Origin of the sequence: Rhizobium favelukesii, from assembly GCF_000577275.2 — a bacterium.
Taxonomy (GTDB): Bacteria; Pseudomonadota; Alphaproteobacteria; order Rhizobiales; family Rhizobiaceae; genus Rhizobium; species Rhizobium favelukesii.
The window spans coordinates 4,168,231-4,188,657 of sequence record NZ_HG916852.1 but is presented as its reverse complement, the minus strand read 5'-3'; the positions used below and the strand labels follow the sequence as shown (position 1 = coordinate 4,188,657).

The window sequence follows — 20,427 nt, the reverse complement described above, 5'->3', positions numbered from 1 at the left end:
AGTCCTACCATGCATCTGAACGGCCGGCGTGTTTCACGTGAAACACAGGAGCGCCTCGAACACTTCGTGGCCCTCTTTCAAAAATGGGCAAGGGCCGTCAACCTGACCGCACCCTCGACGCTAGATGACGCCTGGAACCGGCACATCGCGGACTCTGCCCAGATCTTCCAGCTCCAACCAGCGCCTTTCATCTGGGTCGATCTGGGCAGTGGCGGCGGCTTTCCGGGTGTCGTGACAGCCATTCTGTTGGCGGAGCTCGGCGATGGATGGGTCCATCTAGTCGAGAGTAATCACAAGAAAGCGGCCTTCCTGCGAACAGCTCTTCGTGAGACCGGTGGCAGGGGTTCTATCCACGCCGTTCGAATTGAGGATGCCCCGTCGATCGTCGAAAATTGCGATTTCGTTTCGGCACGGGCACTTGCCGACCTCGGAAAGCTCTTGGCGTATGTTGAGCCGTGGGCACTACGGAATGCAGATCTTCGCGCTTACTTTCATAAAGGCCGGGATTATCGCGCCGAGATTGAGAAAGCGCATGGTGGCTGGGGATTCGATCTGTTAGAACATAAGAGCGCTGTTGGGCAGGATTCCGTTGTCTTGGAAATCTTCAATCTCCAGCGCGTGGCTTAACAGATCGGGCTTTGGCTATGGCTGGCGAACGAAATCGTATAATCACCATTGCAAATCAGAAGGGCGGCGTCGGGAAGACCACGACTGCCATCAACCTCGCCACGGCCCTCGCTGCGATCGGCGAACGGGTCTTGATCGTTGACCTTGATCCGCAAGGCAATGCAAGCACGGGGTTGGGGATTGATCGTAAACATCGCCGGCTATCTTCCTATGATCTTTTGCTGGGTGATTACGGCATCGACGAGGTGTCGCAAGAAACGGCCGTTCCAAACCTTTACATTGTGCCGTCGACAATGGACCTGCTGGGGATCGAGATGGAGATTGCGACCCAGAACGATCGCGTCTTCAAGCTGAAGAAGGCGCTCGCTAGGGAAGAGGCTTTCCGCTTCTCTTATATCCTCGTTGACTGCCCGCCTTCCTTTAATCTCCTCACCATGAACGCTATGGCCGCGGCACATTCCGTGCTTGTGCCATTGCAGTGCGAGTTTTTTGCGTTGGAGGGTCTGAGCCAGCTTCTAGAGACCGTCGATCAAGTTAGGCGCACCGTCAACCCTCGCCTCGATATCCAAGGCATCGTGCTGACGATGTTCGATTCCCGCAACAATCTGGCGCAGCAGGTTGTCAACGATGTTCGCACGCATCTCGGGGAGAAGGTCTACCACACGTTGATTCCACGAAACGTTCGCGTATCAGAGGCGCCATCCTATGGCAAGCCGGCAATCCTGTATGATTTGAAGTGTGCGGGGAGCCAGGCATATCTGCAGTTGGCGTCGGAAGTTATCCAGCGCGAGCGCCAACGTCTCGCGGCTTGATTTGAAGAAGATAATGGCGAGTTAGACATGAACGATGACGTCTCGAAGAGAAGACTTGGTCGCGGCTTGGCTGCATTGATTGGCGAGATGGATCAGCCGATGCCGGTTGATACTGCGAGACCGGGCGTCAGTGCCGATCGGATGGTGCCGATCGAGTTCGTCAGCCGCAACCCACGCAATCCTCGGCGGTTCTTCGATGACGGCGAATTGCATGAACTGGCGAGTTCCATCCGGCAGCACGGTATCGTGCAGCCCGTTGTGGTTCGCACAATGGCGAGCAGCCAGTTCGAGATCATTGCCGGCGAAAGGCGGTGGCGGGCAGCGCAGCTCGCCGGCCTCATTGAGATCCCTGTCATCGTGCGCGACGTCGATGACAAGACGGCTCTCGAGATCGCGATTGTTGAAAACGTTCAGCGCTCGGATCTTAACCCGCTTGAAGAGGCGCTGGGCTACGAGCAGCTCATGGCGGAGTATGGCTACACACAGAACGATCTCGGCGAAATTATCGGTAAAAGCCGGAGTCATGTGGCGAATTCGCTCCGTCTTCTGAAGTTGCCGGAGCCTGTTCGAGACCTCTTGGCGGCTGGCAGCCTCTCGGCTGGCCATGCCCGCGCCTTGGTGCCGACGTCTGACCCGATCGCCCTCGCTCGCACCATTGTATCAAAGGGCATGTCTGTGCGTGACGCTGAGCGTTTGGCCCAGAACGACATCAAGGCTCAGTCCGAGCCGAAGACGCTGGCGCATCAAAAGGATCAGAAGGATTCAGATACGCTCGCCTTGGAACGTACGCTGTCGGATGCACTCGGCCTGGACGTGGCGATTAACCACAAAGCAAGCGGCGGCCAGATAAAAATTTCCTATAAGTCATTGGAACAACTGGAAGAAATCTGCCGACTGCTCGAGCGCCGCTGAGGACGCTGCTATCGACGCGCCGATTGCAGCGTCGTTGAAAGCAGTGTTTGGAGTGCGATGCTATCTTCCAGGGATGCGCGCCTGCGGGTCTGTAGGATTGCGGCCTGCAGACGATTTGCCTCTCGTGCCGCAGCTTCGGCGGACCAGGTGCGTAGCGCTTGCTCAATGATCGGCTTTCGTCGAAAATGCAGATGACGACCCAGTGTCTGCATGACCTGTGCGGCCGGCAACCGTTTTTCTTCCATCTCCGTCTTCATGGCCTCAAGGAGCTGAAATTGCTTCAGGCAGGCCTGAATGACGAGAAACACAGCAGTCTTCGACGATATGATCTTGTGCATCGCGTGCAAGAAGCTGCCGGGATTGCCGCTTAGTATGGCATCGACGGCGTCGTCGACCGAGATCGCGCTGGCGTCGCCTATAATGTCCGTAACATGGTGCTCTTCGATCGTCGATTTACCGCGGCAATAGAGCGCGAGCTTCCGCAACTCGTTGCGAGAGGCAATACGATCCCCACCGATAAGTTCCAGTAAGGCTTGGCGCGCCGCGGGTGTAATGCCAAGGCCAGCGCTGGAGAGTTCGTTATCTATCAGGCTGTTGAGTGCGCGGGTATCGTCCGCATAGCAGGGTATTGCCACGATGTTGCGCGCTGTTTCGGCTCCCTTGCGTAGCAGCGAACCCTTCTTGAGGTCTCCAGCTTCGATGACAATGAAGGTGGCCTCCGGCATGCTCGCTGAAAGAGCCTGCAGGGAATCGACGAGATATTTTTCGTTGGACGCGCCCCGGATCCAGATAAGCTTGTCCCCACCAAAAAGGCCGATCGCGCCGGCCTCGTCCAAAAGACGCCCTTGATCCCGCTGCAAATCTGCAATGTCGAGCTTTATCAGGGAAAAGGGATCGTCAAGCGAAACGCCTGTCTTGGCGGCAAGCAAGGACGCGCGCTCGGAAACAAGGCCGCGATCCGGTCCGTAGACGACGAATAGTCGGTAGTTGCGGGCGGATCGTTCGAGGAAGCCTTCAAATTCGTGCGATTTGATTTCTGCCACGCATCCCTTCCTTAGCGGCCGAGCGCAGCCGCAATATCGGCACCGACGAACTCGGCAGCCTGCCGCGCGGCGCGGTTTTCTGCGTCCCGGATCGCACGCTGCTTGGCAAACTCCTGGGCCGGGAAGTCAAGCAGGGCTGTGGCGTAGCGATTGCCGGCTTTGATGACATGGCCATCCTTCGTCGACTTCAGAGTGTAGTCAACGCTGACGGTCGCGCGGCCGGCCAGTGATTCGTCAGACGACGGCACAAGAAGAGTGCTGATGAGATTCGAGCGAGCGCTAAACTCGACCTCGTACTCCGGGTTCGCGGGCTCGCCAGCGCCGCGCGAAGCGATGAAGATCAGCCGATTGCGGACCTCCTGCCCAACCCGAGAAGTCGCCTCCGAGAAGCCCACGGAAGCGAGTTTACCCGCGACGCCCGAGCTTTCGGAATAGAGAGGGCGAACCTGGCAGGATGCGAAAAAAGCCGTGGATGCAAGGATTGCGGCAATGCCAGCGCCGCGCACCAGCTTAAAAGCGATATCAAACGACAATGTTCACAATCCTTTGCGGAACCACGATGATCTTCTTCGGCGTCTGACCGTTCAGAAGCTTCCTGACGTCATCCAATGCGAGTACAGCCTGGGTAACAGCATTCTGATCTGCGTCGCGGGAAATTGTCAATTCGGCGCGCTTCTTGCCGTTGATCTGAACCGGCAAAACCACATCGTTTTCAACCACTAGGGCCTCGTCATAGTGCGGCCAGTCCGTCCGCGCCAGCAATGCGCTGTTGCCCAGCGCTGTCCAGCACTCCTCCGCCAAATGCGGCGTCATCGGCGCGACCATTTGGATAAGGATTTCTGCAGCGTCACGCACGGCAGCGCGATACGCCAGATCGCCCTCGCCCGCGGCAACCGTGGTCAGCGGCGAGGCGAGTGCATTGACGAGTTCATAAATCCGCGCGACAGCCTTGTTGAACCATAGGCGGTCATAGTCATTCTGGACGGCTTTCAGCGTCTTGTGCGCAACCTGCGAAATAGCCTGAGCCTCGCCGTTCTTAGCCGGCATCGGCGTGACATCCTTGAGGGTATCCGCCGCCTCGGCAATCAAGCGCCACAGCCGCTGCGTAAACCGGTGCGCGCCCTCGACTCCCGCTTCCGACCAGATGACGTCACGTTCCGGCGGTGAATCCGAAAGCACGAAGAAGCGGGCAGTGTCTGCGCCGTAAGATGCGATGATATCGTCCGGATCGACGACATTCTTCTTCGACTTCGACATCTTCTCGATCGATCCGATGGCGACTTCTTCGTCATCGGACAGGAGATAGGCGCGGCGTTTTCCATCCAGTTCCTCGATCCGAATGTCTGCCGGCGCGACCCATTCCCGGCTCATTCCAGAGCCGCGGCTGTACGTCTCGTGAACAACCATCCCCTGCGTGAAGAGACCTTTGAAGGGCTCCGTCGCGTCGACATGGCCTGTTTCGCGCATCGCCCGGGTGAAAAAGCGGGAATAGAGCAGATGCAGGATCGCGTGCTCAATGCCGCCGATGTACTGATCGACCGGCAGCCACCGATTGGCAGCGCTCGGATCGGTCGGCTTATCCTCCCACGGCGCCGTAAAGCGCGTGAAGTACCAGCTCGAATCGACAAAAGTGTCCATCGTATCGGTTTCACGTCGTGCCTCCTTGCCGCATTGCGGACAGGCAACATGCCGCCATGTCGGATGACGATCGAGCGGATTGCCGGGCTGATCGAAGGTTACGTCCTCCGGCAGCTTCACCGGCAGGTCCTTCTTCGGGACTGGAACGACGCCGCAGTCATCGCAGTGGATCACCGGTATCGGGCAGCCCCAGTAGCGCTGGCGCGAGATGCCCCAATCACGCAAGCGGAAGTTAACCTGGCGCTCGCCCTGGGGAGCATTGCCAAGCGGCATCGATGACAGCAGGTCCGCGACAAGCTCGAATGCCTCGCTGGTGGTCTTGCCGTCGAGGAAGCGCGAGTTGATCATCACGCCGTCGCCGTCATAGGCAACATCGCCAACGCTGAACGTCGCAGCGTCGCCATCTGCCGGCATGACAACCGGAACGACGGGCAGACCGTACTTGCGTGCGAAATCGAGGTCGCGCTGATCGCCTGACGGGCAGCCAAAAATCGCGCCAGTCCCGTAGTCCATAAGGACGAAGTTCGCGATGTAGACAGGCAGTTCCCACGAAGGATCAAGCGGATGCTTTACCCGTATGCCGGTGTCGATGCCTTTCTTCTCCGCGGTTTCCAGCGCCGCGAGCGACGTGCCGGCACGACGGCATTCTTCGCAGAAAGCATCGATGGTCGGATTGTTGGCCGCGGCATCCTTCGCCAGCGGATGGTCGGCTGCGATCGCCAGGAACGAGGCGCCAAACAGCGTGTCCGGGCGCGTCGTATAGACCGTAATTTCGGTTTCCCCGGCCGGAGCTGCCTCTTCAACAATCTCCCAGCGCAGCATCATGCCTTCGGAGCGGCCGATCCAGTTCTTCTGCATCAGTCGGACCTTCTCAGGCCACTGGTCAAGGGTGTCCAACGCCTCGAGCAAGTCCTGGCTGAAGTCGGTGATCTTGAAGAACCACTGCGTCAATTCGCGTTGCTCGACGAGTGCGCCCGAACGCCAGCCACGTCCGTCGATAACCTGTTCGTTGGCCAGCACCGTATTGTCGACCGGATCCCAGTTCACCTTCGACTGCTTGCGGTAGACGAGCCCCTTCTCGAGGAAATCCAGGAAAAGATGCTGTTGGTGCTGGTAGTAGGTGACATCGCAGGTCGCGAACTCGCGGCTCCAATCCAGTGAGAGGCCCATCGCCTTCAACTGGGACTTCATCGACGCGATATTCTGGTAGGTCCAGGAAGCCGGATGTACACCGCGCTCCATTGCTGCATTCTCGGCCGGCATGCCAAAGGCGTCCCACCCCATGGGATGCAGCACGTTATAGCCACGGGCGCGCTTGTAGCGGGCGACGACGTCACCCATCGCGTAGTTTCGCACATGGCCCATGTGGATGCGACCGGATGGATACGGAAACATTTCGAGGACGTAATACTTGTCGCGCGGATCGCTGTTATCGGTCTCGAAGACCTTCGCCTCGTTCCATTTCTGCTGCCAGCGAGGTTCAGCATCGCGCGGGTTATAACGTTCGGTAGCCATGGTATTCGTATTTCCGAAAAATCAGGGGAAGTTGGTGGTGACCTTCACCATGAAACCACCGTAGCGTCAAGTTTTACGGGCACAGCAAGCGTCCGATCGCGGTCTACTGGCCACGATTTCAGACGTGTGGGCCTTGGCAAGCACAGCCCGGGCGTTTAGTGCATTGCAATCTTCTCATGCGGTCATGTCGAGGCGAGTGATGGAACTTGAAGAGCGATTGAACGATGTGCGCTCGCGTATCGCTGCAGCCGAGCAGCAGGGCGGGCGATCGGCGGGTTCGGTTCAGCTTGTCGCCGTCTCAAAGACATTCGACGCAGACGCAATCGGTGCAGCGCTTCGGGCCGGCCAACGGATCTTTGGCGAAAACAGGGTTCAGGAAAGCCAGCTAAAATGGCCCGATCTGAAATCCGAAAGGCCTGGCATCGAACTTCATCTCATCGGCCCACTGCAGTCAAACAAGGCGGCAGAGGCAGTCGCGCTATTTGATGTCATTGAAACCATCGATCGAGAGAAGATCGCCCGTGTGCTGGCGGACGAGATGAGGCGTCAAACGAAGGATCCTCGCCTCTATGTCCAGGTCAATACGGGGCTTGAGCCGCAGAAGGCCGGCATCGCGCCGAATGACGTCGCGGTGTTTGTCGCTTTCTGTCGCGACGAACTCGGCCTCGCCATCGAGGGATTGATGTGCATCCCGCCGGCAGAGGAAAATCCCGGCCCACATTTCGCGTTGCTTGCCAAGCTCGCAAAGGTTTGCGGCGTCGAGAAACTGTCGATGGGAATGTCCGGGGATTATGAAACGGCCATCGCTTTCGGGGCAACCAGCGTTCGCGTAGGCTCTGCGATCTTCGGCGCCCGCTGATACGCTGCTTTCGTCGGGCTTCCTCTCCAGGCCTAGCTTTCCTAGATTGATAAGGACAAGTTGGATGTTCTGGGGAGGAGAAAATGCACGGAAACTATCGCCAGACCTATGCCAGATGGAAAAGCGATCCAGAGGCATTCTGGCGCGAGGCGGCGGCGGAAATCAGCTGGTTCAAACAACCGGAGCGGACTTTCTCACCAGAGGATGGCCCATACGGCCGTTGGTTCCTTGGGGGCGAAACCAACACCTGCTTCAATTGCCTTGACCGCCATGTCCGGGCCGGCCGCGGCGACGATACCGCATTTATCTACGATAGCCCGGTTAGCGGTGCGAAGGCTGCATTTAGCTATGGCGAAGTCCTTGCCGAAGTGAGCGCCATTGCAGCGACGCTGCGACAACGTGGGATCGCGAAGGGCGACCGCGTCATCATTTATATGCCAATGGTGCCGCAAGCCATCTTTTCAATGCTTGCCTGCGCCCGTATCGGCGCGGTTCATTCCGTGGTGTTCGGCGGCTTTGCGGCAAACGAGCTCGCCGCACGCATCGACGATTCGGGAGCGAAACTGATCCTCACGGCAAGTTGCGGGCTCGAACCGGGACGTGTCGTTCCATACAAGCCGCTGGTCGATCAGGCGATTTCAATCGCCAAGTCGAAGCCTGCCCATTGTCTTGTGTTGCAGAGGCCGCAGCTTGCGGCTGAGCTGATCGATGGTCGCGACGAGGATTTCGAAACTGCCGTTGCGAGAAATCGCGGCGTTACTATTGAATGCACCCCCGTCAGTGCAATGGACGAACTCTATATTCTCTACACATCCGGGACGACGGGTCAGCCGAAAGGCGTCGTGCGCGACAATGGCGGTCACATGGTCGCCCTCGCCTGGTCAATGGCCAACATCTTCGGCGTCAAGCAAGGTGAAGTGTTCTGGGCAGCTTCCGATATAGGTTGGGTCGTCGGCCATTCCTACGTCGTCTATGCACCGCTTTTAGTAGGCGCTACCAGCGTGATTTTTGAGGGAAAGCCGGTTGGCACGCCGGATGCCGGCGTCTTCTGGCGCATCGCCTCAGAGCACGATGTCCGCGTTCTTTTCACCGCACCCACTGCTTTCCGCGCCATTCGCCGCGAAGACAGCGATGGTATTCACATCAAGGCCTATGCGATGCCGAATTTCCGTGCCCTGTTCCTGGCGGGAGAGCGTGCGGATCCGGAGACACTGAAATGGGCCGAGCGAATGCTAGACGTTCCGGTGATCGATCATTGGTGGCAAACGGAAACCGGATGGCCGATGGTGGCGAACCCGCTCGGTCTTGAGGTCTTGCCGGTGAAGCATGGCTCACCATCGGTGGCCATGCCCGGTTATGCTATCCGCGTGCTTGATGATGCCGGCCACTCCGTTGCGTCGGGGACGCTTGGGAATATCGTTGTCAAGCTTCCCCTGCCCCCCGGTTGCCTCCCCACGTTGTGGAATGCTGATGAGCGTTTCCGTTCGGCCTATCTGGCAGAGTTTCCTGGCTACTACAAAACTGCTGACGCCGGCTATATCGACGAAGATGGCTATCTCTTCATCATGTCGCGCACCGACGACATCATCAACTGCGCTGGTCATCGACTGTCGACGGGGGCAATGGAGGAGGCTTGCGCTACGCATCCAGATGTTGCCGAATGCGCGGTTGTCGGAATTGTTGATCCGCTGAAGGGCCAGGTACCTTGTGGCTTTCTCGTCCTGAAGAAAAATGTTTCACGGGAAACATCGGCGATCGAATCGGAAGTCGTGACGCTGATCCGCGACGCGATCGGCCCGGTCGCCGCATTCAAGACCGCAATAATCGTCGACCGCCTTCCGAAGACCCGCTCCGGCAAGATATTGCGCGGCACGATCCAGAAGATCGCCGACGGCGTGCCGTGGAAAATGCCAGCGACGATCGACGATCCCACTATTCTCGAGGAGATAGCCGAAGCGCTACGCAAGCGTGGGTTCGGTTCCCTACCGATGTAGGCGCAAAAGAAAAGGCCCCGCTTACGCAGGGCCTTGTGTGTCGATCATCAAAGAGGATCAATACTGATCGTCTTCGTCCTCGTCTTTCGGAGAAGATTTCAGAGACTTGAGCTTTGCGAAGACGGCATCGGCATCGATTTCCTTCTCCTCTTCCCGCTCATTCGGCGTCAGGCGCTCTGTCTCGTGCGCCGACTGCAGGGTTGCACCAAGCTCGGCGGCGGTCGGCAGCGGACGGCCCTTCGCCGCCTTCTCGACTTCCATGTCGAGGTCGATCTGGCTGCAAAGACCGAGTGTTACCGGGTCCATCGGCGCGAGATTCGCAGAGTTCCAGTGAGTGCGTTCGCGAATCTGCTCGATCGTCGACTTCGTGGTGCCAACCAGGCGAGAAATCTGAGCATCCTTCAGTTCCGGATGATTGCGCACCAGCCAGAGAATGGCGTTCGGACGATCCTGGCGCTTGGAAACCGGCGTGTAGCGCGGGCCGCGGCGCTTGGATTCGGGTACGCGAACCTTGGGCTCGGAGAGCTTCAGCTTGTGCGCCGGGTTTTTTTCAGCGCGGGCGATTTCGTCGCGCGAAAGCTGACCGGTCGCAATCGGATCGAGACCTTTGATGCCCTGCGCGGCTTCGCCGTCGGCAATTGCCTTCACTTCGAGCGGATGCAGTCTGCAGAACTGAGCGATCTGGTCGAAAGACAGGGCTGTGTTGTCGACGAGCCAGATGGCAGTCGCCTTCGGCATGAGCAATTGTTGAGCCATGGATATAGTCCTTCTGTCGTCCGCGCCGGTGTCGCGGTCCGTGGATTGTCACCACTATGTCCGGGAAATATGGCGCTATATAACCGCAGTGACGCAGAATTGCAATTGATCACGAATGAAATGACCTTTGTCTAATTGCCGGGCAAATGTGACCTGCTATGAATGCCCACAGCCAGTCCGGGCTGCTTCGCTTTTTGGTCGCCCGGTGTCCGAGTGAGGAGGAATTCCATGACCGAAAAGATCTACCCGGTGCAAAAGCCGGTGAAGAACCATGCGCTTATCGATAAGGCCAAGTACGAGCAATGGTACGAGGAAAGCGTCGAGAACCCCGACAAGTTCTGGGGCAAGCATGGCAAGCGGATCGACTGGTTCAAGCCCTACACGAAGGTCAAGAACACGTCTTTCACCGGTCGGGTCTCGATCAAGTGGTTCGAGGACGGGCAGACGAACGTTTCGTACAACTGTATTGACCGGCACCTGAAGACCAACGGCAATCAGGTGGCTATCATCTTCGAGGGCGACAATCCCTACGTCGACAAGAAGATCACCTACAACGAGCTCTATGAGCATGTTTGCCGCATGGCGAACGTCATGAAGAAGCATGGCGTCAAGAAGGGTGATCGCGTCACCATCTATATGCCGATGATTCCTGAGGCGGCCTATGCGATGCTCGCATGCGCCCGCATTGGGGCGGTCCATTCAGTCGTGTTCGGCGGTTTCTCGCCGGAAGCACTGGCCGGCCGTATCGTTGATTGCGAATCCACTTTCGTGATCACCTGCGATGAAGGGGTGCGTGGTGGCAAGCCGGTGCCGCTGAAAGACAATACCGATACGGCAATTCATATCGCCGCTCGGCAGCATGTCATCGTCGACAAGGTTCTTGTGGTACGCCGCACGGGCGGCAAGACCGGCTGGGCGCCGGGCCGCGACCTCTGGTACCATCAGGAAACCGCTACGGTTAAGCCGGAGTGCCCAGCGGTGAAGATGAAGGCGGAGGATCCGCTGTTCATCCTCTACACCTCCGGCTCCACCGGAAAGCCAAAAGGTGTCTTGCATACGACGGGTGGCTACCTCGTCTATGCGGCAATGACCCATGAATATGTGTTCGACTACCACCCCGGTGATATCTACTGGTGCACCGCCGACGTAGGCTGGGTGACCGGACATTCCTACATCGTCTACGGTCCGCTTGCGAACTGTGCGACGACGCTTATGTTCGAAGGCGTGCCGAATTTTCCCGATCAGGGCCGATTCTGGGAGGTCATCGACAAGCACAAGGTCAATATCTTCTACACTGCGCCGACGGCGATTCGCTCGCTGATGGGCGCCGGCGACCATTTCGTTACGCGCTCGTCGCGCTCAAGCCTGCGCCTACTCGGAACGGTTGGCGAGCCGATCAACCCAGAAGCCTGGGAATGGTACTACAATGTGGTTGGCGACAAGCGCTGCCCGGTGATCGATACGTGGTGGCAGACGGAAACCGGCGGCCACATGATTACACCGCTGCCAGGCGCGACCGACTTGAAGCCAGGCTCGGCGACATTCCCATTCTTCGGCGTCAAGCCGCAGCTCGTCGACAATGAAGGCAAGGTGCTGGAGGGTGCCGCCGACGGGAACCTCTGCATTACCGACAGCTGGCCGGGGCAGATGCGTACTGTCTATGGCGACCACGAGCGCTTCATCCAGACCTACTTCTCGACCTACAAAGGCAAGTATTTTACTGGCGATGGCTGCCGACGGGATGAGGACGGCTACTACTGGATCACCGGTCGCGTTGATGACGTGCTGAACGTGTCGGGTCACCGCCTGGGCACCGCCGAGGTCGAATCGGCACTCGTTTCGCACAATCTTGTCTCGGAAGCGGCTGTCGTCGGCTATCCTCACCCGATCAAGGGCCAGGGCATCTATTGCTACGTCACCCTCATGGCCGGCAATGAAGGTTCGGACGATTTGCGCCAGCAACTGGTCAAGCACGTTCGCAGCGAAATCGGCCCAATCGCCGCTCCTGACAAGATACAGTTCGCGCCGGGGCTTCCGAAGACCCGTTCGGGCAAGATCATGCGCCGTATCCTGCGGAAGATCGCCGAGGACGACTTCGGCTCTCTGGGCGATACTTCGACGCTTGCCGATCCGGCTGTTGTCGACGACCTGATTGCCAACCGCCAGAACAAGGCGACAGCCTAAACAAAGGGCCGCTCCGAGCGATCGGGGCGGCATTCTCTTCGGGACAGATTTCTCGCGGCTTTCGGCCGCCGTTGTTGAGCTTTACGATCCCTTCCTCTCAGAGATCCTGAGCCGGATTCCTGCCATCCGAAAGGGTGACATTTGCCAAGCATACGGCCGAAATTCTTGCGTAAGCCGGATCTCGGGTGATCTGGATGTCACGGTTTCCAGTGCGTGGCGAGCATCGATCCCCGCGCGCCTTATTTCGGCGCATCTGGAGTGCATCTTCGGCGCGTCGATGCCGCGAATCCGCACGTTGCTGCGGCCTAGGTCGCTTCGACCAGCAGCGTGTCGCCACCGATCGCCCTCAGGGTCGCGGCCGACACAGGCCCTTCAATTTCGTCTCGCGCCCCAGACGTGACCGGAATCACAATAAAGGCCAATGCGACAAGGGAGCAATCCTTCCCATGAAGGGTATAAATTCCGACCAATAAGGACCGCGAATAGGAATATTTACTTAGAAATCGATCGCTCTGCCGTTGATTTCCCAGTCCCCGAAGCGGGAAGGATCTGCACCGCCGCGGCCACCTGTCTCCGGCGGCATTTCTACCGGCTTCTCGTTTCGGCGACGCTCTTCAGCCTCGGCAAGCGCGCGCTTGGCAGCCGGCGAGAGCAACTTGTGGGGAGCCTCGGCGGCTTCAGTCGCCATGGTTTCGTTGTTATCATTATCCGCTGCCTGCATCCCGCGATTCCGCCCGAAAAACATTGAAAATGGCTGGTGAATGACCAAATCATAGTGCGCCGGCGCCGCAATTGAAACCCTGTTGCCTTGTGCGGTCTGCTTAGGGGTATTTTGGAGATAGCGATGAACCTCGTCCGTACAGCCATGTTGCTCGCCTTCATGACCGCTTTGTTCATGGCCGTCGGCTTTCTGATTGGCGGGCGCGGCGGCATGATGATTGCGTTCGTGATCGCCGCTGGCATGAACTTCTTTTCCTACTGGAATTCCGACCGCATGGTGCTTTCGGCCTATCACGCGCAGGAGATAGACGAGCGCAATGCGCCGGAGTTCTTCGCAATCATAAGGGATCTGGCGCGTAGTGCCGGCCTCCCCATGCCGAAGGTCTATCTTTACGACAGCGCGCAACCAAACGCTTTCGCGACGGGTCGCAATCCTGAGAACGCTGCCGTTGCTGCCTCCACCGGCTTATTGAGCGCGCTGACACCGGAAGAGGTCGCCGGCGTCATGGCGCATGAGCTCGCCCACGTGCAAAACCGCGATACCTTGACGATGACCATCACGGCGACGCTCGCCGGCGCGATCTCCATGCTGGGCAATTTTGCGTTCTTTTTCAGTGGCAACCGGGAAAACAACAACAATCCGCTCGGTTTCATCGGAGTGTTGCTGGCGATGATTGTCGCGCCGCTTGCCGCGATGATCGTTCAGATGGCCATCAGCCGGACGCGCGAATACTCGGCCGATCGCCGTGGCGCGGAGATTTGCGGCAATCCGCTTTGGCTTGCTTCGGCACTTGGCAAGATCGCGCGGAGCGCGTCGCATGTGCCGAACTACGATGCCGAGCGCAACCCGGCAACCGCCCATATGTTCATCGTCAATCCGCTGACCGGCGCCGGCATGGATAACCTGTTCTCCACACACCCGAACACGGAAAACCGGATTGCGGCGCTGCAGGAAATGGCACGCAGCGGGATGAATGTCTCGACGCCGCCGGCTCGCGCTGATAATCCGATGCGCAAATCGCGTTCGGTTCCGGATACCGGTCTTGATCGCGGTGGTTCCCAACCGCCGAAAGGTCCGTGGTCTTGAATTCAGACGGCAAGAAGAAGCCATTTCGTAAGCCAAAGCCTTCCAGCGCGGGGCCTGTCCTTGGGCCGGTAAAACCTGGATTGCAGGTTCGTGCCGCTGCGGCCAAGATCCTGGCAGCGGTCGTTGACCGGAAGCTCGCGCTTGACGGCGCGCTGGACAATGAGCATGGCAATCCGGCTTACAAGGCTCTCAACGAGGGTGACCGCGCACTGGTGCGCGCCATTCTCAATGCGACGTTGCGGCATTTGCCACGCATAGATGCCGCGATTTCCCGCCTGCTTGAATCGCCGCTTCCCGAAGGCGCGCGGGCATTGCATCATGTTCTCGCGGTTGCCGCGGCGCAGATCCTCTACCTCGATGTGCCGGATCATGCCGCGGTCGATCTCGCGGTCGAGCAATCAAATCAAGACCCGCGCAATCGTCGCTTTGCCAAGTTGGTAAACGCTGTCCTACGCCGTCTTGGCCGCGAGAAAGAGGAGGTCCTCGCCGAGATCAGCAACATTCCGGTGATGCCGGAATGGTTTCTTCAAAGGCTCGAAAAAGCCTACGGCAAGGAGAAGGCACAGTCGATTTCTGAAGCGCAACTCGAGCCGGCAGCGATCGATCTCACTGTCAAGGCCGATGCGCAAAGCTGGGCGGAACGTTTGGGTGGTTTTGCGCTGCCGACCGGTGGTGTGCGGCTGGCCGCCTTCGAGGGCGGTATTCCCTCCCTCGAGGGATTTGCGGAGGGCGCATGGTGGGTTCAGGACGCAGCCGCCAGTATCCCCGCTCAACTCTTTGGTGACCTGACAGGGAAACGCGTTGCCGATCTATGTGCGGCCCCTGGCGGAAAGACGGCCCAACTGGTGTTCGCTGGCGGCGACGTCACGGCGGTCGAGCAATCCGAAAACCGTATCAAGCGTTTGCGAGCCAATCTCGATCGGCTAGGACTGAGTGCCGAAACGGTCGCTAGCGACCTGACGAAGTACGAGCCAGCGGAGCTTTTTGACGCGATACTACTGGATGCGCCCTGCTCATCGACGGGGACGACGCGCCGGCATCCGGATGTGCTCTGGGCCAAGGGACCGGCAGACATAGCGAAACTTGCAGTGCTTCAGGAGCGCCTGCTGCGCCACGCACTCACCTTGCTGAAGCCGGGTGGCACAATCGTCTTTTCCAATTGCTCGCTTGATCCCACCGAGGGAGAAGAGGTCGCAGCCCGCGTCCTTTCGGATACACCGATGGTCGAGCGAGTTGCAATTGATGCCAAGCGTTGGCCGGGGCTCGAGTCTGCTATCAGTCCCCTCGGCGAATTCCGCACGACACCTGACATGCTGGACGTTCCCTCCGGTTTTGCGGGTGGTCTCGATGGCTTCTACGCCGTCGTCATGCGCCGTGTTGCCTGATTGAAAGGCAACTGGCATAGTTGAGCACCTGTCATAATTTGATACGTACGTGTCACTGATTCCGGGCTTATTCACTTATTCTTAACGACGCGGGTCAATAGACGATAGATATGTGGTCCGGGTTCTCGACTCTTTACGTGGGAGAGGCTTGGCGGCGCACCCTGTGCCGCGGAGCAATCCTGCGGCTGCGTCTCTTCCGCCATACGATTCACGCTCCGGAGCGCTTAATCGTCGCCCCCACCGACCTGCGTGCGGTTGATCCGCATGTGGCCGAAGAGATTTTGAACGGCCGCTTCCCGCTTGCCGGACGCCTTCTCGAAACAGGCGGCAAGTCGCCTTTCAATTTCAGCCTTCCGTCCCGATCCTTCGCGCTACGACTTCACAGCTTCGGCTGGCTTCGCCACATGCGGACCAAGAAGAGTGACCTTCACTCGAGCGTTGCCCGCTCCATCGTCAACAACTGGCTATCGCTGCATGGCGGCCGCATCGAAGGTATTGCCTGGGAGATCGATGTTACAGCGCAGCGCGTGATTGCCTGGCTCTCGCATTCTCCCGTTGTTCTTCACAATGCCGATCGCGGCTTCTATCGCCGCTTCTTGCGGTCACTCGCCTTTCAAGTCCGCTTTCTACGGCGAATTGCAAAGTACGCACCGCCCGGAGAGGTTCGCTTCCGGTTGCGGATTGCCCTCGCGATGGCCTCCATTGCAATGCCGACACGCGCAGGTGCGCTCCGACGCGCGGCTGAAGCATTGGACCACGAGTTCGACAGCCAGATTCTGCCTGACGGAGGCCATGTCTCGCGCAATCCGCGAACCGGGTTGGAGCTGCTCCTCGATCTCCTTCCGCTGAGGCAAACTTACGTCAATCTGGGCCATGACCTGCCGCAGAAGCTGATCTCCGGTATCGATCGGATGTATCCGGCTCTGCGCTTCTTCAGGCATCAGGATGGCGATCTCGCGCTTTTCAATGGCGCGACGTCGACTCTCGCGACGGAACTGATGTCGTTGCTGCGCTATGACGAGACCGCGGGCGATCCCTTCAAGGCGATGCCCCATTCGCGCTATCAGCGGCTGGCCGCGGGAAGAACAGTGGTCATTGCTGATACCGGTTTGCCGCCTGCTGGAAATTTGTCCCGCACGGCGCATGCGGGTTGCCTGTCGTTTGAGATGTCCTCCGGGCGTCACCGCTTTATCGTCAATTCGGGATCGCCGAAATTTGCCGGCCGGCGTTACGTTCAGATTGCTCGAACGACTGCTGCGCATAGCACCGTGACGGTTAATGACACGTCGTCCAGCCGTTTTGCACCGTCCGACTTCATCGCGAATGTGATCACCGATGGCGTGAAGACTGTGAGTGTCGATCGCGCGCTCGCAGATGATGGACGCGACGTGATCAAGGCGAGCCACGACGGCTACCTCAACGCCTTTGGCGTTCTGCATGAGCGAGAGCTGACCCTGAACGCCACGGGATTGATCGTTACCGGCTGTGATCGGCTTGTCGCGCCGGAAGGCAAGGTCGATGACGCCGTGCGTGCCGTGGCGCGTTTCCATGCCCACCCCTCGATCAACCTGAAGCCGCTCGACAAAGAGTCGGTGATGATGACGGCACCCGATGGCGAAACATGGCTGTTCTCGTCGCCCGGCAACGAGGTGTTGATCGGCGAGGACGTCTTCTTCGCGGACGCCTCGGGTATCTGCGGATCCGATCTGATGGAGATCGCCTTCTCCTACCCTGACCGGCCGGAAATACGCTGGTTTTTATCACGCAAGAGCTAGTGACTGTTTTCGCGGACGCAAAGCTGTGCTAACGCGGCGCCATCATCTTCTTATCCCTCGCCGGATATCTCCTGAAGACCAAATGGAGAAGCCTCATGGCCGTTGTTTCCAAGAAAATCCCCGCACCCGACAAAGTCGACGTCAGGACCGCATTGCTTTCGGTATCTGATAAGACCGGTATCGTCGAGCTCGCGCGCGCACTTGCCGATAAGGGTGTTCGCCTCCTGTCGACCGGGGGCACTCATAAGGCAATTGCAGCGGCCGGACTTGCGGTGACCGATGTCTCCGACGTCACAGGTTTTCCTGAGATCATGGACGGTCGCGTCAAGACGTTGCATCCGAAAGTGCACGGCGGCCTGCTTGCCATCCGCGATGATGCGGAACACCAAGCGGCGATGAAGGCGCACGGCATCGAGGGTATCGATCTCGTCGTCATCAATCTTTATCCGTTCGAGGACGTCCGTGCCGCCGGCGGTGACTACCCGACGACCGTCGAGAATATCGATATCGGCGGTCCGGCGATGATCCGCGCGTCGGCCAAGAACCACGCCTATGTCACCATCCTCACTGACCCAGCGGACTATCCCGAACTGCTCGAGCAGCTCACTTCCGGTGGCGGCCAGACCGTGTATGGGTTCCGCCAGCAGATGGCTGCCAGGGCCTTCGCTCGCACCGCGGCCTATGACGCAATGATCTCCAACTGGTTTGCCGAGGCGCTGTCGATCGACACGCCGAGACACCGCGTCGTTGGCGGCGTCCTCAAGGAAGAGATGCGCTACGGCGAGAATCCGCACCAGAAGGCGGCATTCTATGTTACGGGCGAGCGCCGCGCCGGCGTTGCCACGGCGTCACTGCTTCAGGGCAAGCAGCTCTCCTACAACAACATCAACGACACTGATGCGGCTTACGAGCTTGTCGCAGAGTTCCTGCCGGAGAAAACCGCGGCCTGCGCGATCATCAAGCATGCAAACCCCTGCGGCGTGGCGACGGCTTCGGGCCTGCTTGAGGCGTACAAGCGCGCGCTTGCCTGCGATTCCGTCTCTGCCTTCGGCGGCATAATCGCCCTTAACCGGACGCTTGACGCGGAAACGGCGGAAGAGATCATCAAGCTCTTTACCGAGGTCATCATCGCGCCCGATGTGACTGAGGAGGCAAAGGCCATCGTCGCGCGCAAGGCAAACCTCCGCCTGCTTACGGCAGGTGGCCTCCCGGATCCGCGGCTTGCCGGCCTCACGGCGAAAACCGTCTCCGGCGGCTTGCTCGTGCAGAGCCGCGACAATGGCATGGTCGAGGACCTGGAGCTGAAGGTGGTCACCAAGCGGGCACCGACACAGCAGGAACTCGAAGACATGACGTTTGCCTTCAAAGTGGCCAAGCATGTCAAGTCGAACGCCGTGGTCTATGCGAAGGACGGGCAGACGGCTGGCATTGGGGCAGGCCAGATGAGCCGGGTGGATTCTGCGCGCATCGCCGGCTTGAAAGCCGAGGAAGCGGCGAGGGCCCTTGGCCTCGCAGAGCCGCTGACGCGCGGTTCGGCCGTTGCCTCGGAGGCATTCCTGCCCTTCGCCGATGGTTTGCTGTCAATGATTGCGGCTGGTGCGACGGCGGTCATCCAGCCCGGCGGGTCGATGCGCGACCAGGAAGTGATCGACGCTGCCAATGAGCACAATGTCGCGATGGTCTTTACCGGAATGCGGCACTTCCGCCACTGAGCGGTAGCCCTGCCGTTACGCCCTGTCTGCAGGATAGGGCGTTCGGACAAGCAGGACGAGCCCTGCGGCCAGGAAGAGCACAAGCGTTGCCATTCCGAGCCGCGACGAGCCAGTCATGTAGGTCACGGCGGAAAACAACAGCGTCGCCATGAAGCTCGTGGCGCGTCCCGAAAGCGCATAGATGCCGAAATAGCGGCCCGCCTCGTTCAGGCTTACGCTCCGCGCGAGGTAGGACCTCGATGAAGCCTGCACCGGGCCGAACGCAAGGCCGATCAGCAGGCCGTAGGCAATGTACGCTTTCTCGGCCGCCGTCCCGAAGAGGCCGCCGGAATCGACGGTTGGCAGCTCGAAAAAGCCGAAGAGTGTGTATCCCGGCCCCGTCGACACAATGCCAATAGTCGCGAGCAGCAACATCGTCAAGCTGATGATGATCGTCGATTTGGAGCCAATGTGCCGGTCCACCCGACCTGCAATGATGCAGCCGAAAATCGCAACGATGTTAAGAATAATTCCGTAGATCCCGATCTCGATCGTCGCCCAACCGAACATTCCGGCGGCAAACGCTCCACCGAGTATCAGCAGTCCGTTGACGCCGTCCTGATAGATCATTCGTGCTATCAGGAAGTGAAGGATGCCTCGGCGGTGCCTTAGCTCGCCAAGCGTGTTTTTCAGCTCGGCAAGGCCAGTACGGACGGCGGTGCCGAACGGAAGGCCCTTGCTTGTGTCGGGCGTGAAAAAGAACATCGGAAGAATAAAGATCAGGTACCAGACGGCCGAGATCGGCCCGGTGATGCGGGCATCCTCGCCCTGGTGTGGATCGAGACCAAACAAGGGCTCGAGACCGAGAATCGTTTTGCCGGATTCGAGACTTCCCGCAAGCAGGACCACCACGGCGATCAGGACGATCATCCCGCCAAGATAACCGAGACCCCAGGCCGTATTGGATAGTTTGCCGACCTCGTCCTTGCTGACAAGCCGCGGCATCATGGAGTCGTTGAAGACGATCGAGAACTCGGCTGCGATCGACGCCAGGATCATGAAGGTTACTGGGTAGACCAGCGGCGAACCCGGTGCCGCAAACCAGAGGCCGAAGAGGCTTGCAATCTTGATGACGGCAAAGAAAGCGATCCACGGCTTTCGCGCGCCGGACTGGTCGGCGATCGATCCGAGGACGGGCGATAAAATGGCGATGATCACCGAGGAGATCGTCGCCATGTTGCTCCACATCGCCTGGGCGGAGACCGGATCGACCGTCAGGCGTGACACGAAGTAAGGGCCGAAGATGAACGTTGTCACGACTGTGAAGAACGGCTGGGCCGCCCAGTCAAAGAGCATCCAGCCCCAGATGCCCTTTTCCGATGCCCTAGCCGGCTGAGTTCCCGTCCAGTCGATGCGATTCACAATCCGC

General features: G+C 59.0%; 16 protein-coding genes. 10 read left to right on the top strand and 6 right to left on the bottom strand.

The genetic code is table 11. From position 1 onward, the window contains the following. Positions 1–9: 9 nt before the first annotated feature. Genes rsmG through LPU83_RS59125 form a run of 3 tightly spaced genes read left to right on the top strand, consistent with a single transcriptional unit; the run spans position 10 to position 2,351 of the window. Positions 10–627, top strand: a complete 618-nt coding sequence (gene rsmG, locus LPU83_RS59135) for a 16S rRNA (guanine(527)-N(7))-methyltransferase RsmG (RefSeq protein ID WP_024313216.1) — start codon at positions 10–12, stop codon at positions 625–627. Positions 628–644: 17 nt separating this feature from the next. Continuing rightward, positions 645–1,439: a ParA family protein gene (locus tag LPU83_RS59130; RefSeq protein ID WP_024313217.1), complete on the top strand. Its 795-nt coding sequence runs from the start codon at positions 645–647 to the stop codon at positions 1,437–1,439. Between the two features lie 27 nt (positions 1,440–1,466). Further along, positions 1,467–2,351: a ParB/RepB/Spo0J family partition protein gene (locus LPU83_RS59125; RefSeq protein WP_024313218.1), complete on the top strand. Its 885-nt coding sequence runs from the start codon at positions 1,467–1,469 to the stop codon at positions 2,349–2,351. Positions 2,352–2,359: 8 nt separating this feature from the next. On the opposite strand, the gene holA is transcribed toward LPU83_RS59125, so the two are convergent. Genes holA through leuS form a run of 3 tightly spaced genes read right to left on the bottom strand, consistent with a single transcriptional unit; the run spans position 2,360 to position 6,547 of the window. Continuing rightward, complete coding sequence (gene holA, locus LPU83_RS59120) at positions 2,360–3,394, bottom strand: DNA polymerase III subunit delta (RefSeq protein WP_024313219.1); 1,035 nt, start codon at positions 3,392–3,394, stop codon at positions 2,360–2,362. Positions 3,395–3,405: 11 nt separating this feature from the next. Further along, positions 3,406–3,927: an LPS assembly lipoprotein LptE gene (lptE, locus tag LPU83_RS59115; protein WP_024313220.1), complete on the bottom strand. Its 522-nt coding sequence runs from the start codon at positions 3,925–3,927 to the stop codon at positions 3,406–3,408. Then, positions 3,917–6,547, bottom strand: a complete 2,631-nt coding sequence (gene leuS, locus LPU83_RS59110; RefSeq protein ID WP_024313221.1) for a leucine--tRNA ligase — start codon at positions 6,545–6,547, stop codon at positions 3,917–3,919. The genes lptE and leuS overlap by 11 nt, the downstream gene beginning before the upstream one ends. Before the next feature lie 199 nt (positions 6,548–6,746). Between leuS and LPU83_RS59105 the strand changes: the two genes are divergently transcribed. Both LPU83_RS59105 and LPU83_RS59100 read left to right on the top strand, forming a co-directional pair. Continuing rightward, positions 6,747–7,406, top strand: coding sequence for a YggS family pyridoxal phosphate-dependent enzyme (locus LPU83_RS59105; RefSeq protein ID WP_037070149.1), 660 nt, complete (start codon positions 6,747–6,749; stop codon positions 7,404–7,406). 83 nt (positions 7,407–7,489) lie between these two features. Beyond that, on the top strand, positions 7,490–9,400 hold the full coding sequence (locus LPU83_RS59100) for a propionyl-CoA synthetase (protein ID WP_024313223.1): 1,911 nt from the start codon (positions 7,490–7,492) through the stop codon (positions 9,398–9,400). A gap of 57 nt (positions 9,401–9,457) precedes the next feature. Here the strand turns inward: LPU83_RS59100 and LPU83_RS59095 are convergent, their stop codons facing one another. Then, a complete protein-coding gene (locus LPU83_RS59095) occupies positions 9,458–10,156 on the bottom strand; it encodes a DUF1013 domain-containing protein (RefSeq protein WP_037070148.1) in 699 nt (232 codons plus the stop codon). Between the two features lie 228 nt (positions 10,157–10,384). On the opposite strand from LPU83_RS59095, the gene acs reads away from it, so the two are divergent. Continuing rightward, the gene (acs, locus tag LPU83_RS59090; RefSeq protein WP_024313225.1) at positions 10,385–12,340 is read left to right on the top strand and encodes an acetate--CoA ligase; all 1,956 of its coding nucleotides are present in this window, start codon (positions 10,385–10,387) and stop codon (positions 12,338–12,340) included. 496 nt (positions 12,341–12,836) lie between these two features. Here acs and LPU83_RS59085 read toward each other — a convergent pair whose 3' ends face one another. Beyond that, the gene (locus LPU83_RS59085; RefSeq protein WP_024313226.1) at positions 12,837–13,061 is read right to left on the bottom strand and encodes a DUF1674 domain-containing protein; all 225 of its coding nucleotides are present in this window, start codon (positions 13,059–13,061) and stop codon (positions 12,837–12,839) included. Positions 13,062–13,184: 123 nt separating this feature from the next. Here LPU83_RS59085 and htpX point away from each other — a divergent pair, with 123 nt between their 5' ends. From htpX to purH, 4 genes are all read left to right on the top strand, one after another. After that, complete coding sequence (gene htpX / locus LPU83_RS59080; RefSeq protein ID WP_024313227.1) at positions 13,185–14,147, top strand: zinc metalloprotease HtpX; 963 nt, start codon at positions 13,185–13,187, stop codon at positions 14,145–14,147. Beyond that, positions 14,138–15,532: an RsmB/NOP family class I SAM-dependent RNA methyltransferase gene (locus LPU83_RS59075; RefSeq protein WP_024313228.1), complete on the top strand. Its 1,395-nt coding sequence runs from the start codon at positions 14,138–14,140 to the stop codon at positions 15,530–15,532. Before htpX ends, LPU83_RS59075 begins: the two co-directional genes overlap by 10 nt. Before the next feature lie 110 nt (positions 15,533–15,642). Beyond that, complete coding sequence (locus tag LPU83_RS59070) at positions 15,643–17,307, top strand: heparinase II/III family protein (protein WP_024313229.1); 1,665 nt, start codon at positions 15,643–15,645, stop codon at positions 17,305–17,307. A gap of 95 nt (positions 17,308–17,402) precedes the next feature. Continuing rightward, a complete protein-coding gene (purH, locus tag LPU83_RS59065) occupies positions 17,403–19,019 on the top strand; it encodes a bifunctional phosphoribosylaminoimidazolecarboxamide formyltransferase/IMP cyclohydrolase (protein WP_024313230.1) in 1,617 nt (538 codons plus the stop codon). A 15-nt stretch (positions 19,020–19,034) separates the two neighbouring features. On the opposite strand, the gene LPU83_RS59060 is transcribed toward purH, so the two are convergent. Beyond that, positions 19,035–20,423, bottom strand: coding sequence for an MFS transporter (locus LPU83_RS59060; RefSeq protein ID WP_024313231.1), 1,389 nt, complete (start codon positions 20,421–20,423; stop codon positions 19,035–19,037). Positions 20,424–20,427: the final 4 nt, after the last annotated feature.